The sequence below is a fragment of the Streptomyces sp. NPDC001848 genome (assembly GCF_042891915.1).
Lineage (GTDB): Bacteria > Actinomycetota > Actinomycetes > Streptomycetales > Streptomycetaceae > Streptomyces.
On the sequence record NZ_JBIATP010000006.1, the window covers coordinates 36,547 to 52,211 of the forward strand.

14 protein-coding genes are annotated in these 15,665 nt (G+C 70.6%); 4 read left to right on the forward strand and 10 right to left on the reverse strand.

From position 1 onward, the window contains the following. Positions 1–28: 28 nt before the first annotated feature. Complete coding sequence (gene dnaJ, locus ACFYZJ_RS13655) at positions 29–1,165, reverse strand: molecular chaperone DnaJ (protein ID WP_388566763.1); 1,137 nt, start codon at positions 1,163–1,165, stop codon at positions 29–31. Next, complete coding sequence (gene hrcA, locus ACFYZJ_RS13660) at positions 1,166–2,185, reverse strand: heat-inducible transcriptional repressor HrcA (RefSeq protein ID WP_388566765.1); 1,020 nt, start codon at positions 2,183–2,185, stop codon at positions 1,166–1,168. Between the two features lie 196 nt (positions 2,186–2,381). Here hrcA and ACFYZJ_RS13665 point away from each other — a divergent pair, with 196 nt between their 5' ends. Both ACFYZJ_RS13665 and ACFYZJ_RS13670 read left to right on the forward strand, forming a co-directional pair. After that, positions 2,382–3,125 (forward strand): MBL fold metallo-hydrolase, encoded by a 744-nt coding sequence (locus tag ACFYZJ_RS13665; protein WP_388566767.1) that lies wholly within the window; start codon positions 2,382–2,384, stop codon positions 3,123–3,125. A 58-nt stretch (positions 3,126–3,183) separates the two neighbouring features. After that, positions 3,184–4,005, forward strand: a complete 822-nt coding sequence (locus tag ACFYZJ_RS13670; protein WP_388566769.1) for a DUF3097 domain-containing protein — start codon at positions 3,184–3,186, stop codon at positions 4,003–4,005. Here ACFYZJ_RS13670 and ACFYZJ_RS13675 read toward each other — a convergent pair. The 3 genes from ACFYZJ_RS13675 to ACFYZJ_RS13685 all read right to left on the reverse strand — a co-directional run bounded on the left by ACFYZJ_RS13675 (position 3,974) and on the right by ACFYZJ_RS13685 (position 7,857). Next, positions 3,974–4,552, reverse strand: a complete 579-nt coding sequence (locus ACFYZJ_RS13675) for a Uma2 family endonuclease (RefSeq protein ID WP_388566771.1) — start codon at positions 4,550–4,552, stop codon at positions 3,974–3,976. The two genes, ACFYZJ_RS13670 and ACFYZJ_RS13675, sit on opposite strands and share 32 nt — an antisense overlap. A gap of 99 nt (positions 4,553–4,651) precedes the next feature. Beyond that, positions 4,652–5,884 carry a radical SAM family heme chaperone HemW gene (gene hemW, locus ACFYZJ_RS13680; RefSeq protein ID WP_388566773.1) on the reverse strand — a complete coding sequence of 411 codons (1,233 nt, stop codon included), beginning with the start codon at positions 5,882–5,884 and terminating at the stop codon, positions 4,652–4,654. Between the two features lie 41 nt (positions 5,885–5,925). Next, complete coding sequence (locus ACFYZJ_RS13685; RefSeq protein ID WP_388566775.1) at positions 5,926–7,857, reverse strand: SpoIIE family protein phosphatase; 1,932 nt, start codon at positions 7,855–7,857, stop codon at positions 5,926–5,928. Between the two features lie 157 nt (positions 7,858–8,014). Here ACFYZJ_RS13685 and ACFYZJ_RS13690 point away from each other — a divergent pair, with 157 nt between their 5' ends. After that, positions 8,015–8,557, forward strand: coding sequence for a two-component system response regulator (locus ACFYZJ_RS13690; protein ID WP_388566777.1), 543 nt, complete (start codon positions 8,015–8,017; stop codon positions 8,555–8,557). A 6-nt stretch (positions 8,558–8,563) separates the two neighbouring features. Here ACFYZJ_RS13690 and ACFYZJ_RS13695 read toward each other — a convergent pair whose 3' ends face one another. Further along, on the reverse strand, positions 8,564–10,438 hold the full coding sequence (locus ACFYZJ_RS13695) for an AMP-dependent synthetase/ligase (protein ID WP_388566780.1): 1,875 nt from the start codon (positions 10,436–10,438) through the stop codon (positions 8,564–8,566). A 265-nt stretch (positions 10,439–10,703) separates the two neighbouring features. Beyond that, entirely contained in the window at positions 10,704–12,572 is a 1,869-nt protein-coding gene (lepA, locus tag ACFYZJ_RS13700; RefSeq protein ID WP_388566782.1) for a translation elongation factor 4, read from the reverse strand. Between the two features lie 287 nt (positions 12,573–12,859). On the opposite strand from lepA, the gene rpsT reads away from it, so the two are divergent. Next, on the forward strand, positions 12,860–13,126 hold the full coding sequence (gene rpsT, locus ACFYZJ_RS13705; RefSeq protein ID WP_388566785.1) for a 30S ribosomal protein S20: 267 nt from the start codon (positions 12,860–12,862) through the stop codon (positions 13,124–13,126). 337 nt (positions 13,127–13,463) lie between these two features. Here the strand turns inward: rpsT and holA are convergent, their stop codons facing one another. From holA to ACFYZJ_RS13720, 3 genes are all read right to left on the reverse strand, one after another. Further along, positions 13,464–14,453, reverse strand: a complete 990-nt coding sequence (gene holA / locus ACFYZJ_RS13710; protein ID WP_388566787.1) for a DNA polymerase III subunit delta — start codon at positions 14,451–14,453, stop codon at positions 13,464–13,466. A gap of 70 nt (positions 14,454–14,523) precedes the next feature. After that, positions 14,524–14,769, reverse strand: a complete 246-nt coding sequence (locus tag ACFYZJ_RS13715; protein ID WP_388566788.1) for a hypothetical protein — start codon at positions 14,767–14,769, stop codon at positions 14,524–14,526. Positions 14,770–14,815: 46 nt separating this feature from the next. Then, a complete protein-coding gene (locus ACFYZJ_RS13720) occupies positions 14,816–15,664 on the reverse strand; it encodes an arylamine N-acetyltransferase (RefSeq protein ID WP_388566790.1) in 849 nt (282 codons plus the stop codon). Between the last annotated feature and the right edge of the window lies 1 nt (position 15,665).

A 15,665-nucleotide genomic window follows, 5' to 3' on the forward strand; every position in this document is an offset into this window, starting at 1 on the left:
GGACCCCCGGCCGACCCCGGCTCTCGACTCAACGCCCGTTGAACGCATCCTTCAACCGCGAGAACAACCCCTGCTGCCCGGGCTGGAACTGCCCCTGCGGCCGCTCCTCGCCGCGCAGCTTCGCCAGCTCGCGCAGCAGTCGCTCCTGCTCCGGATCCAGCTTGGTGGGGGTCTGGACCTCGACGTGGACGATCAGGTCGCCCCGGCCGCCGCCGCGCAGGTGCGTGACGCCGCGGTTGTGCAGCGGGATCGACTGCCCGGACTGCGTGCCGGGGCGGATGTCGACCTCCTCCAGGCCGTCCAGCGTCTCCAGCGGGACCTTGGTGCCGAGGGCCGCCGCCGTCATCGGGATGGTGACCGTGCAGTGCAGGTCGTCGCCGCGGCGCTGGAAGGTCGGGTGCGGCAGCTCGTGGATCTCCACGTACAGGTCGCCGGCCGGACCGCCGCCGGGGCCGACCTCGCCCTCCCCCGCAAGCTGGATCCGCGTGCCGTTGTCGACACCGGCCGGGATCTTCACGGTGAGCGTGCGGCGCGAGCGCACGCGCCCGTCGCCGGCGCACTCCGGGCACGGGTTCGGGACGATCGTGCCGAAGCCCTGGCACTGCGGGCACGGCCGGGAGGTCATGACCTGACCCAGGAAGGACCGCGTGACCTGCGAGACCTCACCGCGACCGCGGCACATGTCACAGGTCTGCGCGGACGTGCCGGGCGCGGCGCCCTCGCCGTTGCAGGTGTTGCAGACGACGGCCGTGTCGACCTGGATGTCCTTCGTCGTGCCGAAGGCCGCCTCGTCCAGCTCGACCTCGATCCGGATCATGGCGTCCTGGCCCCGGCGGGTGCGCGAGCGCGGACCGCGCTGCGACGCCGTGCCGAAGAACGCGTCCATGATGTCGGAGAAGTTCCCGAAGCCGCCCGCACCGAAGCCGCCCGCGCCGGCGCCGCCCGACTGGGACAGCGGGTCGCCGCCGAGGTCGTAGACCTGCTTCTTCTGCGGGTCCGAGAGCACCTCGTAGGCGGCGTTGATCTCCTTGAACCGCTCCTGCGTCTTCGGATCGGGGTTGACGTCCGGGTGCAGCTCGCGGGCGAGCCGGCGGAACGCCTTCTTGATCTCCTCCTGCGACGCGTCGCGGCGCACGCCGAGTACGGCGTAGTAGTCCGTGGCCACTTACGACTCCGCCAGGATCTGTCCGACGTACCGTGCCACCGCTCGTACCGCTCCCATCGTTCCCGGGTAATCCATGCGGGTCGGTCCGACCACGCCGAGTTTCGCTACTGCCTCGCCGCCCGAACCGTAGCCCACGGAGACGATGGACGTGGAGTTGAGTCCTTCGTGCGCGTTCTCATGGCCGATACGGACCCGCATGGCCGGATCCTTCGCCTCACCCAGCAGCTTGAGGAGCACCACCTGCTCCTCCAGCGCCTCCAGGACGGGCCGGATGGTGAGAGGGAAGTCATGCGCGAAGCGGGTCAGGTTCGCGGTGCCGCCGATCATCAGCCGCTCCTCGGTCTCCTCCACCAGGGTCTCCAGCAGCGTGGAGAGCACCGTCGAGACCGTGCTGCGGTCCTCCGGCTCCTCGAACGCCTCGGGGAGATCCTGCACGAGCTGCGGGACGTCCGCGAAGCGGCGGCCGGCGACCCTGCTGTTCAGCCGCGCGCGCAGGTCCGCGAGCGACGTCTCACCGAACGGCGCCGGGCAGTCGATCATGCGCTGCTCGACCCGACCGGTGTCCGTGATCAGCACGAGCATCACACGCGCGGGTGCCATCGACAGCAGCTCCACATGGCGCACGGTCGAACGCGTCAGCGACGGGTACTGCACCACCGCGACCTGTCGGGTGAGCTGTGCGAGCAGCCGCACCGTGCGCGCCACCACGTCGTCGAGGTCGACCGCGCCCTCCAGGAAGTTCTGGATGGCGCGCCGTTCGGGCGGGCTCATCGGCTTCACAGCCGCGAGCTTGTCGACGAAGAGGCGGTAGCCCTTGTCCGTGGGAATGCGTCCTGCGCTGGTGTGCGGCTGGGCGATGTACCCCTCGTCCTCCAGCGCGGCCATGTCGTTGCGGACGGTGGCCGGGGAGACGCCGAGGTTGTGCCGCTCGGTGAGGGCCTTGGAACCCACCGGCTCTTCGGTGCCGACATAGTCCTGGACGATGGCGCGCAACACCTCGAGCCTGCGTTCACTGAGCATCGCGCACACCTCCAGCGGTCATGTCCCCTTGGCGCTTCCCCTGGCACTCTGCGCTTGCGAGTGCCAGCATTCCCCGGCCCAGTGTACGGCTGTCGGGTACACACCCGGCAAGGGCGGGCACCGGTGCCGTGCCGAGGTGTACCGACCTGTACCGGCCTGTCCTGCCGGGTCGGGCGGCTGCGGATAGCGTCGCCGTATGACGGTGTCGTGGGAAGGGTCGGGGTGGGAGGCGCTCGGGGCGCGCGTGGGGCGGACCAGGCTGCCGGTCTGGGACTGCACGACCGGGCTGGTGGTGGGCGACGACGCGGCGCTGCTGGTGGACGCCGGATCGAGCCTGGCGGAGGGCGCGCGGTTGCGCGGCGCGACGGAGCGGCTGCTCCAGCCGCTCGGCAGGGACCGGCGTGTGACGCATCTCGCGGTCACCCACCCCCATTTCGACCATGTCCTCGGAGCGGCGGCGTTCGCGGGCGCGGAGGTGTTCGGGGCGGTCGGTATCGACGGGGTGCTCGCCTACGGGCGGGCGGAACTGGTCGCGGACGCGGTGCGCAACGGTCTGGATCCGGCTCGGGCGGCCGAGGCCGCGGACCTGCTGGTCCGCCCGCGCCACCAGGTGTCGGGCGAGTGGACGCTGGACCTGGGCGGCGTGCAGGTGCTGCTGGCGAACGTGGGGCCGGGCCACACGGCCCACGACCTGGTGGTGTTCGTCCCCGGGGACCCCGGGGAGCCGGAAGTGGTGTTCTGCGGGGACCTGGTGGAGCAGTCCGGCGAGCCGCAGGCCGGCCCGGACGCGATCCCCTCGCACTGGCCGGCGGCCCTGGACCGGCTGCTGGAGCTGGGCGGGGAGGACGCGGTGTACGTGCCGGGACACGGCGCGGTGGTGGACGCGGGGTTCGTACGGGCCCAGCGGGACGAACTGGCGGCCCGTTTCGGCGTGTCGTAGCGACTCCCGGCGTGTCGTGGGACCTCGCGCAGGCCTTCTTTCTCCTATCGTCATCCGAATGCGCCAGTACTCTCCGGATCTGACCCCTCCGTGGAAGAAGCCGAAGCCCGTCCCGGAGGTCCCGGCGGACCCCGGCCTGGTGGTGGAGGAGCCGCGCACCGGCTTCTGCGGCGCGGTGATCCGCTGCGAGGCGGGCACGGTGACGCTGGAGGACCGCTTCGGCAAGCACCGGGTGTTCCCGTTGGAGCCGGGGGGATTCCTGCTGGAGGGCCGGACGGTGACCCTCGTCCGTCCCAAAGCCGGCGTGCAGCGCCCCACGCGTACGGCGTCGGGCTCGGTGGCCGTCCCGGGGGCGCGCGCGAGGGTGGCCCGCGCCGGCCGCATCTATGTGGAGGGCCGCCACGACGCCGAACTGGTCGAGAAGGTGTGGGGCGACGACCTGCGCATCGAGGGCGTGGTGGTGGAGTACCTGGAGGGCGTCGACGACCTGCCCTCGATCGTCGAGTCCTTCGCCCCGGGCCCCGACGCGCGCCTGGGTGTCCTGGTGGACCACCTGGTCCCCGGCACGAAGGAGTGGCGCATCGCGCAGTCGGTGACGAGCGAGCACGCGCTGGTGGTGGGGCACCCGTACATCGACATCTGGGAGGCGGTGAAGCCGTCGTCCCTGGGGATCGAGGCATGGCCGCGGGTTCCGCACGGCCAGGACTGGAAGACCGGGGTGTGCCGGGCGCTGGGGTGGCCGTCGGACAACACCGGCGCGGTGTGGCAGGCGATCCTGAAGCGGGTGGGGTCTTACAAGGACCTGGAGCCGGAGTTGCTGGGGCGGGTGGAGGAGTTGATCGACTTCGTTACGGCAGGTGGTGACGCCGGACTCCGGTGAGCGTTCCGAACTCGCTGGTGTCCAGTTCGATGCCGAGGGGTTCCAGGGGAAGGGGGTCGCCGAACTTCGTAATCCGCTGCGCTCGATAGTCAGCTACTTCGCCGTCTCCGACGGGTTCGGTGAGCAGGACGCACTGGGCAACGATCGGGTCGATGATCAGGTACGCGGGGATCTTGCCTGCCGCGTAGATGGAACGCTTGATCCCGTAGTCCCGGTCGACACTCGTCTTGGAGACCACCTCGACAACCAACGTGATCAACTGGGACGGCAGCAAGCGCCCCGAGTCCGGGGCAAGACCTCGTTCCAGCACCAACAGGTCCGGCACGGGTTCACTGGCCTCATCGACAATGTCCACATCCGTCGTCTGGAGCCGCTCCCAATGCTTACGTGGGATCTGGTCCTGCACGTCCACCACGATCCGGTTGTGCACCAGATCGGGAGTGGCCATCATCACGATTTCCCCCCGTAGAAGCTCGACCTTGACGCCCCCCGGAGGCTCAAACTCCTCGAAGAACTTGGTCATCCCACGCTCGTCCACAGCGGTCATCTCCGTGGCCCTCCACATCCGCCGCGTCCTTTTGGCGGCAGCCTACGAACCAGGTTAGGGACCGAACCCCCGTTCCGCTGGGATTCACCGCCGGAGTGATCAGTCCACCAGGTCCCGCACCACCGCGTCCGCCAGCAGCCGCCCCCGCAGCGTGAGCACCGCCCGCCCCTCCTGGTACGGCCCTGCCTCCAGCAGCCCCTCCCCCAGCGCCCGGCGCGAGGCCGCGAGCCCTTCCTCCCGCAGCAGTGCCAACGGCACTCCCTCGCGCAGCCGCAGCTCCAGCAGGATCCGCTCCACCCGCCGGTCCTCCTCCGACAGGACCTCCCGCCCGGCGCCCGGGGAGCGGCCCTCCGCCAGCGCCGCCGCGTACGCCCCCGGGTGCTTCACGTTCCACCAGCGGACGCCGCCCACATGGCTGTGCGCCCCCGGGCCCGCGCCCCACCAGTCCGCGCCGCGCCAGTACAGCTCGTTGTGCAGACAGCGGCCGGCGGCCGACGTGGCCCAGTTGGAGACCTCGTACCAGTCGTAGCCCGCCGATCCCAGCACCTCGTCCGCGATCAGATAGCGGTCCGCGTGCACGTCGTCGTCGGTCATCGGGATCTCCCCGCGGCGGATGCGACGGGCGAGCTGTGTGCCCTCCTCCACGATCAGCGCGTACGCCGAGACGTGGTCCGGGGCCGCCCCCAGCGCCGCCTCCAGGGAAGCCCGCCAGTCGTCGTCCGACTCTCCCGGTGTGCCGTAGATCAGGTCCAGGTTGACGTGCTCGAAGCCAGCCGCCCGCGCCTCCGCGACGCATGCCTCGGGACGGCCCGGGGTGTGCGTGCGGTCCAGGATCTTCAGGACGTGCGGGCGGGCGCTCTGCATGCCGAAGGAGAGCCGGGTGAAGCCGCCCTCCCTGAGGGTGGCCAGATACGCCGGATCGACCGACTCCGGGTTCGCCTCCGTCGTCACCTCCGCGTCGGCCGCGAGGCCGAACTCGTCGCGGATCGCCCCCAGCATCCGTACGAGGTCGTCCGCGGCCAGCAGCGTCGGTGTGCCACCCCCGACGAACACCGTGCGCACCTGGCGCGGGTCGTCGCCCAGCACCTTTCGGGCCAGGCGGACCTCGTCGATCAGGGTGGACGCGTAGTTGTCCCGGGAGGCGAGGACGCCTCCCGTGCCCCGCAGCTCGGTCGCCGTGTAGGTGTTGAAGTCGCAGTAGCCGCAGCGCGTCGCGCAGTACGGAACGTGGAGGTAGAACCCGAGGTGGCGCTCGGCGGCCCCGGCGAGCGCCTGCGCGGGCAGTGCGCCGTCGTCGGGGACCGGTTCGCCGTCGGGGAGTGCGGAAGGCATGTCCTCCATTGTCCCGTACCGGCAGAACTACTCGATCCGGCTCATTCCGCTTGCAGCACCAGCAGTGCCAGGTCGTCCTCCGGTGGCTTCCCGTCGAACTCGTGCACGAGCGTCCTGATCCGCTCGGCGACCAGCTCCGCGTTCATCCCGGCGCAGCCGGCCAGTGCCGCCGCCAGCCCGTCGCCGTCGTCGAACTGGCGTGACCCGCTGCGCCGCTCGGTCACCCCGTCGGTGACGCACAGCAGCGTGTCGCCGCAACGCAGGTCGAAGGTCTCGCACGTGTACGTCTCGTCCTCGACGACCCCGAGCAGCGTCTGCGGCCGGGCCACGACCCGTACGTCGCCGTCCGGGCCGAGCAGCAGCGGCAGCGGATGCCCGGCCGAGGCGAGCGTGCAGCGCACCCCGCCGTCGAAGGGGACGAGTTCGCCGTAGAGGAGGGAGAGGAAGCGGGCGTGGGGGCCGTCGTCGGCGACCGGCACCGGCGTGCCCGCCGCGACCAGCGCCCGCGCCGCCGCGTCGGAGGCCTCCGTGGCGTCGTCGAGCAGGAGCTGGTTGAGGCGGTCCAGGACGTCGGGGACGTCGTAGCCCTCGCGGGCCAGCAGCCGCAGCCAGGGCCGGGCGAGCCCGATCACGACCGCGGCCTCCGGGCCCTTGCCCTGGACGTCTCCGAGCGCGAAGCACCACCGTCCGTGGCCGGCGGGGAAGATGTCGTAGAAGTCACCGCTCGGCCCGCCCTTGTCGCACGGCTCGTACACGAGGGCGCTGCTCACGCCGGGGATCTCGGCGACCGCGCCCGGCAGCAGCCCGCGCTGGAGCACCCGGCTGATGGTGGCCTGGCGCGCATACTGCCGGGCCGCCCCGATGGCCAGCGCGACCCGGCGGCTGAGGTCCTCGACGAGTCCGGTGATCTCGTCGGGGAAGCGCAGCAGTCCGGCCCGCCCGATGACGAGCGTGCCGAGCGGCCGCCCGCCGGCGATCAGCCGGTAGGCGAGCGCCGCCCCGCTGGTGCCCCGCGGGCCCAGCGCGTCGCCGGGCCAGGGCACGGGCACCGCCCGGGAACGCACCGACTCGGGCAGCCGGGGCGGGTCCTTCTCCAGGGCCCGGCGCAGTTCCTCGATGCGGTTCTCGCTGCCGTGCCAGACGCGGGCGAGCCGGGGCCCGGCGGCGACCGGCGCCGAAGGACCGTGCCAGCCGGTCGCCTCGTCCTCCAGCCACACCGCGCACCAGTCGGCGAGCCGGGGCACGATCAGCTGCCCGGTGAGCGCGGCCACCAGGTCCTCGTCGAGCTGCCCGGCGAGCAGGTCGGACGCCTCGGCCAGGAAGGACAGCGCACCGCGGCCCCGCCACTCACGGTCGTGCAGGCCGCGCCCGGGCTCGGCGAAGGCGGAGAGTTCGGGCCCGAGTATCTCGGCCGGGCTCAGCCCGCGCGCCAGGGCGCTGTCCCCGGCGTACGTCTCGATCGCGTCCTCGGCGTCCAGGGCGCCGTACAGGGGAACCAGCGCCCAGACGGTCTTGGCGCCGGTGCGGTAGGTGATCCCCCAGGCCGTGGAGAGGGAGGAGACGAGACGGAGGCCGCGCCCGTACTCCGGTATGCCGTAGGGACGCTCGGCGCCGTCGTCCCGTACGGCGCGCGAGGGGTGGTGGTCGGAGACCTCGACGAAGAGGCCGGGCGACTCGCCCTGCGCGTCCATGAGGCGGCAGACCAGCTCGACATCCGTGCCGGCGTGCACCACGGCGTTGGTGACGAGTTCGCTGACGACGAGCAGGGCGTCGTCGGCCGGCCGCTCGGTGACGGCGCCGGGCTCGGCGGTCCGGTCCCACTCACTGAGGGCGCCGCGTACGAGCCGGCGGGCGTTGCCGGCGGCGAGCGGGCTGCCGGGCAGCGTCACTCGCACCAGCGTGCGCAGGCCCGCCGACTCGAGCACGTCGGGGGCACGGGAGGCGGTCTCCCGTTGGGTGGGAATGGGCCCCATGGACAGCTCCCCGGGCAGTTCGGACGATTGAGCCTGTGGCGATGCGGACAGGGTGACAGACTGACCCCGCCCATACGCACCGAGTTACCGAAGTGGCCCGCCATGAGTGAGAACCGTGCCACGCATGTGGTCGAAGACGGACAGATTCGAGCAGGGCATGCCTACTGAGAAGACGTCCGAGGACAGCGCCGGGATCCTCCTCGTCGACGACATGGAGGACAACCTGACCGCGCTGGAGGCCGTGCTGCGCTCGCTCAACGAGCCGCTGGTGCGCGCCCGTTCCGGCGAGGAGGCGATGAAGGCGCTGCTGGAGCGCCGGTTCGCGGTGGTGCTGCTGGACATCCGCATGCCGGGCATGGACGGTTTCGAGACCGCCGCGCACATCAAACGCCTCGACCGGACCAAGGACGTCCCGATCGTCTTCCTGACCGGCTCGGACGCGGAGGCCGGGTACGCCTTCCGGGGGTACGCGACGGGGGCCGCGGACTATCTGACGAAACCGTTCGATCCGTGGGTGCTGCGGGCGAAGGTGACGGTGTTCCTCGATCTGTACCGCAGGAACAGGCGGTTGGAGCGGCTGCAGGAGGGCCTGGCCGAGCTGGAGGAACGCCTGTCGGCGGATGACCTCCCGGACCTGACGGAACTACGGCGCCAGGTCCGGGAGTTACAGCGGTGGGCAGCCGGGGGGCAGGTGCCCTGACGCCCGCTACGCTTCGCGCGTCCCCGCGTACATCTCGTCGATCAGGTGCTTGTACTCCCGTTCGACGACCGGCCGCTTCAGCTTGAGGCTGGGCGTGATCTCCCCGTGCTCCACATCGAGGTCCCGCGGCAGCAGCCGGAACTTCTTGATGGTCTGCCAGCGCTGGAGGCCCTCGTTGAGCTGCTTGACGTAGCCGTCGACCATCTCGACCGTCTGCGGGGCGGCCACGATGTCGGCGTAGGGCTTGCCCTCCAGGCCGTTCTCCTTGGCCCACTCCAGGATCGCGACCTCGTCGAGCGCGATGAGCGCGGTGCAGAAGTTCCGGTCGGCGCCGTGCACGAGGATGTTGGAGACGTACGGGCACACCGCCTTGAACTGCCCCTCGACCTCGGCGGGCGCGATGTACTTGCCGCCCGACGTCTTGATGAGGTCCTTCTTGCGGTCGGTGATCCGCAGATAACCGTCGGGCGACAGCTCGCCGATGTCGCCGGTGTGGAACCAGCCGTCCGCCTCCAGCACCTCGGCGGTCTTCTCGGGCAGCCCGTGGTAGCCCTCCATGATGCCGGGGCCGCGCAGCAGGATCTCGCCGTCGTCCGCGATGCGCACTTCCGTGCCGGGCAGCGGCTTGCCGACCGTGCCGGTGCGGTAGGCCTCGCCCGGGTTGACGAAGGAGGCCGCGGAGGACTCGGTGAGGCCGTAGCCTTCCAGGATGTGGATGCCGGCGCCCGCGAAGAAGTACCCGATCTCGGGGGCGAGGGCGGCCGAACCGGAGACACAGGCGCGCAGCCGGCCGCCGAACGCCTCGCGGATCTTGGCGTAGACGAGCGCGTCCGCGACCTTGTGCCTGGCTCCGAGGCCGAACGGCACGGCATGGGTGCCGGTGCGGCGGAAGTTGTCCTGCGAGACCTTGGCGTACTCGCGGGCCACCTCGGCCGCCCACTGGAAGATCTTGTACTTGGTTGGGCCGCCGGCGCGCGCCTTGGCCGCGACGCCGTTGTAGACCTTCTCGAAGATGCGCGGCACGGCCGCCATGTACGTCGGCTGCACGACCGGCAGATTCTCGATGATCTTGTCGACCCGGCCGTCGACGGCGGTGACGTGCCCGAGCTCGATCTGGCCGGAGGTGAGCACCTTGCCGAAGACGTGGGCGAGCGGCAGCCACAGGTACTGCACGTCCTCGGGACCGAGCAGCCCGGTCGCGGCGATCGCCTTCGCCATGTACGCCCAGTTGTCGTGTGGCAGGCGCACGCCCTTGGGGCGGCCGGTGGTACCGGAGGTGTAGATGAGCGTGGCCAGCTGGTCCTTGGTGATCGCGCCGACCCGTTCCTTGATCAGCTCGGGGTGCTTCTCCAGGTACGCGGAGCCGCGCTGCTCCAGTTCGGACAGGGTGAGCACCCCGTCGCCGGTCTCGACTCCCGCCGGGTCGATCACCACGACGTGGGTCAGGGCCGGCAGCTCGTCGCGCTTCTGCTGCGCCTTGGCGAGTTGCTCGGCGTTCTCCGCGACGAGGACCTTGCTGTCGGAGTCGGAGAGGATGAAGGCCGACTCCTCGGCGTTGGTCTGCGGATAGATGGTGGTCGTGGCGGCACCGGCGCACAGGATGCCGAGGTCGGCGAGGATCCACTCGACCCGGGTGGAGGAGGCGAGGGCGACGCGCTGCTCGGGCTGGACGCCCAGTTCGATGAGCCCGGCCGCGATCGCGTGGACCCGCTCGGCGGCCTCTGCCCAGCTCAGCGACTTCCAGTCGTCGGGGCCCTCGCCGGAGGCCGGGGGTACGGGGTAGCGGTAGGCCTCTGCGTCCGGCATGGCCGCCACGCGCTCCAGGAAGAGGGCCGCCACGGAGGGCGGACGGTTCTCGATCAAAGTCTGTGTGTCGCTCACGACATCCTCCGGGGACCGCGGCGGTGCGGCTGGCTGGCTCATTGCTGCTGGATCGTTGCGGCTGCGGTCACTCGAGACCGTTGTTTAACTCACGAGTAACCCTCGAGCAGGCATCAGAGTAGAGCCCGACCGGCCGGTTCGTAAGGGGCGGTGGCCTGTCGTTTCGTACACAGAGCGACCGGGCGCATGCGAAGGGACCCGCCGCGCTTTCGCACGACGGGCCCCGTACCGCCCGGTTTGCCGGGGTCACCGCAGGGCACCCGGGTTACTTCCTGCCCTTGGCCGACCCCGCGCTGTCATCGCTGGAGAGCACCGCGATGAAGGCCTCCTGCGGAACCTCCACGGAACCCACCATCTTCATCCGCTTCTTGCCCTCCTTCTGCTTCTCCAGCAGCTTCCGCTTACGGGAGATGTCACCGCCGTAGCACTTGGCGAGCACGTCCTTGCGGATGGCGCGGATGGTCTCGCGGGCGATCACGCGGGAGCCGATGGCGGCCTGCACCGGCACCTCGAAGTTCTGCCGGGGGATGAGTTCCTTCAGCTTGGCGACGAGCCGCACGCCGTACGCGTACGCCTGGTCCTTGTGGGTGATCGCCGAGAAGGCGTCCACCTTGTCGCCGTGCAGCAGGATGTCGACCTTGACGAGGCTCGACGACTGCTCACCCGTGGGCTCGTAGTCCAGCGAGGCATAGCCCCGCGTCTTGGACTTCAGCTGGTCGAAGAAGTCGAAGACGATCTCCGCGAGGGGGAGGGTGTAGCGGATCTCCACGCGGTCCTCGGAGAGGTAGTCCATGCCGAGGAGGGTGCCGCGGCGGGTCTGGCACAGCTCCATGATCGCGCCGATGAACTCGGTGGGCGCGAGGATCGTGGCCCGTACGACCGGCTCGTACACCTCGGCGATCTTCCCCTCGGGGAACTCACTCGGGTTGGTGACCGTGATCTCTTCGCCGTCCTCCATGATCACGCGGTAGACCACGTTCGGCGCGGTCGCGATCAGGTCGAGTCCGAACTCACGCTCGAGCCGCTCACGGATCACATCGAGGTGCAGCAGTCCGAGGAAGCCGACCCGGAAGCCGAAGCCGAGGGCGGCGGAGGTCTCCGGCTCGTAGACGAGGGCGGCGTCGTTGAGCTGGAGCTTGTCGAGGGCCTCGCGCAGGTCCGGGTAGTCGGAACCGTCCAGCGGATACAGGCCCGAGAAGACCATGGGCTTCGGGTCCTTGTAACCGCCCAGCGGCTCCGTCGCGCCCTTGGCCTGGCTGGTGATGGTGTCACCGACCTTGGACTGGCGGACGTCCTTCACCCCGGTGATGAGGTAGCCCACCTCGCCGACACCGAGGCCGTCCGCACCGAGCATCTCGGGCGAGTTCACCCCGATCTCCAGGAGCTCGTGGGTGGCACCGGTGGACATCATCCGGATCCGCTCGCGCTTGTTGAGCTGGCCGTCCACCACACGGACGTAGGTGACGACGCCGCGGTAGGAGTCGTAGACCGAGTCGAAGATCATCGCGCGGGCGGGGGCGTCGGCGACACCGACCGGGGCCGGGATCTGCTCGACGACCTTGTCCAGCAGCGCCTCGACGCCGAGGCCGGTCTTCGCGGAGACCTTCAGCACGTCGTCGGGCTCGCAGCCGACGAGGTTGGCGAGCTCCTCGGCGAACTTCTCCGGCTGCGCGGCCGGCAGGTCGATCTTGTTGAGGACGGGGATGATCGTGAGGTCGTTCTCCATCGCCAGGTAGAGGTTGGCGAGGGTCTGCGCCTCGATGCCCTGGGCGGCGTCGACGAGGAGGATGGTCCCCTCGCAGGCGGCGAGGGAGCGCGAGACCTCGTAGGTGAAGTCGACGTGCCCCGGGGTGTCGATCATGTTCAGGATGTGCGTGTTGCCCGGATCATGGGTGGGGGCCCAGGGCAGTCGCACGGCCTGGGACTTGATCGTGATGCCGCGCTCGCGCTCGATGTCCATGCGGTCGAGGTACTGAGCGCGCATCTGCCGCTGCTCGACGACGCCGGTCAGCTGGAGCATCCGGTCGGCGAGCGTGGACTTGCCGTGGTCGATGTGCGCGATGATGCAGAAATTGCGGATCAGAGCCGGGTCGGTACGGCTCGGCTCGGGCACATGGCTAGGGATCGCGGGCACGCAGGGTCCTGATTCTTGAGGCGTCCGCAGTGTCTGCGGTCTCGGGTCGGATCGATACGTAGCCTCCATGGTCCCACGCGCACGGGGCTACGACCGGTTTGGGCCGTGCCGGAGGCGGTGGAACGGGTGGAGAGGAGAGGCCCCACGCCCGGTTTGGGCGGGCCAGAGGGCGGCTGGTAGCCTGGGTGGCTGTGTCTCCTGCCCTCTCAGCGCGAGGCACGTCTTCAAGAAATCACCGGCGCGTGAGACGTCCAGTCTCGCGTGCCTGAACCTGTAAAGGCTCATTCGTGGCGAACATCAAGTCCCAGATCAAGCGGAACAAGACGAACGAGAAGGCGCGCCTGCGCAACAAGGCCGTCAAGTCCTCGCTCAAGACCGCGATCCGCAAGGCTCGCGAGGCCGTTGCCGCGGGCGACGTCGAGAAGGCCACCGAGCTCCAGCGCGCCGCCGCGCGTCAGCTCGACAAGGCCGTCTCCAAGGGCGTCATCCACAAGAACCAGGCCGCCAACAAGAAGTCGGCGCTGGCTTCCAAGGTCGCGACCCTCAAGGGCTGACCCCTTGCCTTTGATCTGAACTGATCCAACCGCCGGAAGGACCCAGAGCGGGCCCTCTCTCATCCGCTCCCGTCCGGCACCCCGAGTTCGTACGCGGCCTGCGTTCGCCACGCGGGTACGGGCTCACCGGCTTGAACCGAAGGCCCCGCCCTCCGTCCTTCCCCAGGACGAAGCGCGGGGCCTTCGGCGTGGGCAGCTGCTCGAAGGGCAGCCGCGGGTGGGTTGGACACGCTCCTTGGGGGGCAGGCCGCATCCCTCGGCTGGGGCGGGCCGCATCCCTCGGCTTTCTCGTGTGGGCGGGTCGCATTCTTCGGGTCGCCGGGCCGCACCCCCCTCTCTATGGGCGCCCCCGGGACCGCGCCGCCCGGGCGATGGTCACCACGGCCTTCTCCAGCGCGTACTCGGGGTCGTCCCCGCCGCCCTTCACGCCCGCGTCCGCCTCGGCCACCGCGCGCAGTGCGACCGCGACCCCCTCCGGCGTCCAGCCCCGCATCTGCTGCCGGACCCGGTCGATCTTCCACGGCGGCATGCCCAACTCCCGGGCCAGGTCCGCGGGGCGACCTCCCCGGGCCGAGGAGAGCTTCCCGATCGCCCGCACGCCCTGCGCCAGCGCGCTCGTGATCATCACCGGCGCCACGCCTGTCGCCAGCGACCACCTGAGCGCCTCCAGCGCCTCCGCCGTCCGCCCCTCGACCGCCCGGTCCGCGACCGTGAAACTGGAGGCCTCGGCCCGCCCGGTGTAGTACCGCCCGACCACCGCCTCGTCGATCGTGCCCTCGACGTCCGCGGTGAGCTGCGCCGCCGCGGACGCCAGCTCCCTGAGGTCGCTGCCGATCGCGTCGACCAGCGCCTGACACGCCTCGGGCGTCGCCGAACGCCCCAGCGTGCGGAACTCTCCGCGCACGAACGCCAGCCGGTCCGCGGGTTTCGTCATCTTCGGGCACGCCACCTCCCGCGCGCCCGCCTTGCGCGCGGCGTCGAGCAGGCCCTTGCCCTTGGCACCGCCCGCGTGCAGCAGCACCAGGGTGATCTCCTCGGCGGGCGAGGCGAAGTACCCCTTGAGTTCCTTGATCGTGTCGGCCGGAAGATCCTGTGCGTTGCGTACGACCACGACCTTGCGCTCCGCGAAGAGCGACGGGCTCGTCAGCTCGGCCAGCGTGCCGGGCTGCAACTGGTCCGGGGTCAGATCCCGTACGTCCGTGTCGGCGTCGGCGGCCCGGGCGGCGGCCACCACCTCCCGCACGGCACGGTCGAGCAGGAGGTCCTCCTGGCCCACGGCAAGGGTGACGGGGGCGAGGGGGTCGTCATTCGCGGTCTTCTTGGCCATCACGCACAGCATCCCACGCGCCACTGACAACGGGTGCCGACGGCTGTCACCGCCCCGCCTCGCAGGGGTGCTACGGCTCCTCCCGCCAGCCGTCCCACTCCCCCGCGAACGCGTCCAGCTCTTCCGGGTCGAGGAGCTGCTGCTCGTCCCGCAGGACCACCAGCCACTGCGCGTCCTCGGCGTCGTCCTCCCCGGCCAGCGCGTCCCGGACGATCCGCGGCTCCTCGTCCAGCCCGAACCGTTCCGGGAGCGCCTCCGCCGCCTCCTCCGCGGCATCGCGGTCCGGCAGCACCAGCACATGTCTCACATCGCTCACGAAGCCATTTTCCGGCAGTGGGGATGCGGGCGACGCCCAGGGCCTCTCATGCGTTCTCCGGCCTTCTCGGTCCCGTTCGCAGCGTGGGCACCCGGTCCAGCTCGATCCCGAACCGCTCCCGGTACGCCTCCAGCACCTCCTTCTCACTCTCCAGATCCGCCACCTCCTTCCGTCCGTCGGGAGCCGTCACCGTCAACCGGCTGCCGCTGAGCGTGATCCGCCCTCCGTCCTCCGTGACCCGCGAGCACACGAGCGACCGTACGAAGTGCGACTCGGGTGACGTGCTGTGCCACCAGGCCCCGGCCCGGAAGTCCCCGAGCACCCGCGGCCGCACCTCCAGCCGGTACTGCCGTCTGCCCTCCCGCATCACGTCCAGATCCTCGAACTCCGCCCAACCGCCGCCTCCCCGCGCCCCCGCCGCATCCGCCCCTGCCTCGACGACCCGGAACACTCCGGCCGGGTCCCGCTGCTCACCCCGCTCCCCGAACACCAGCGGACAGTGGCTGTTCGCACCGAACCCGACGTCCACCAGCCAGTCGCCTCCGTCCACCGCCCGTACCCGCAGCGCGAGATGGTCGTACGGAATCCCGAGCCGCCCCTCGTTGTCGTAGACCCGCGCGGCGAGCAGCGTGACATCGAAGCCGAGCGCAGCCAGCAACGCCCCGAACGCGCCGTTGAGTTCGTAGCAGAAGCCACCCCTGCGCGCCCCCACGACCTTGTCCAGCAGCCGTTCCTCCCGCAGCACGATCTCCTCGCCGAGGTGGATCGACAGATTCTCGAACGGCACGGTCCGCAGATGGCGCAGTTGCAGTTCGCGCAGCACATCGCTGGTGGGCCAGGCGGGGTGCTGCGCCCCGATCCTGCGGAGGTAGGCGTCAACCTGTGCTGAGTCCATG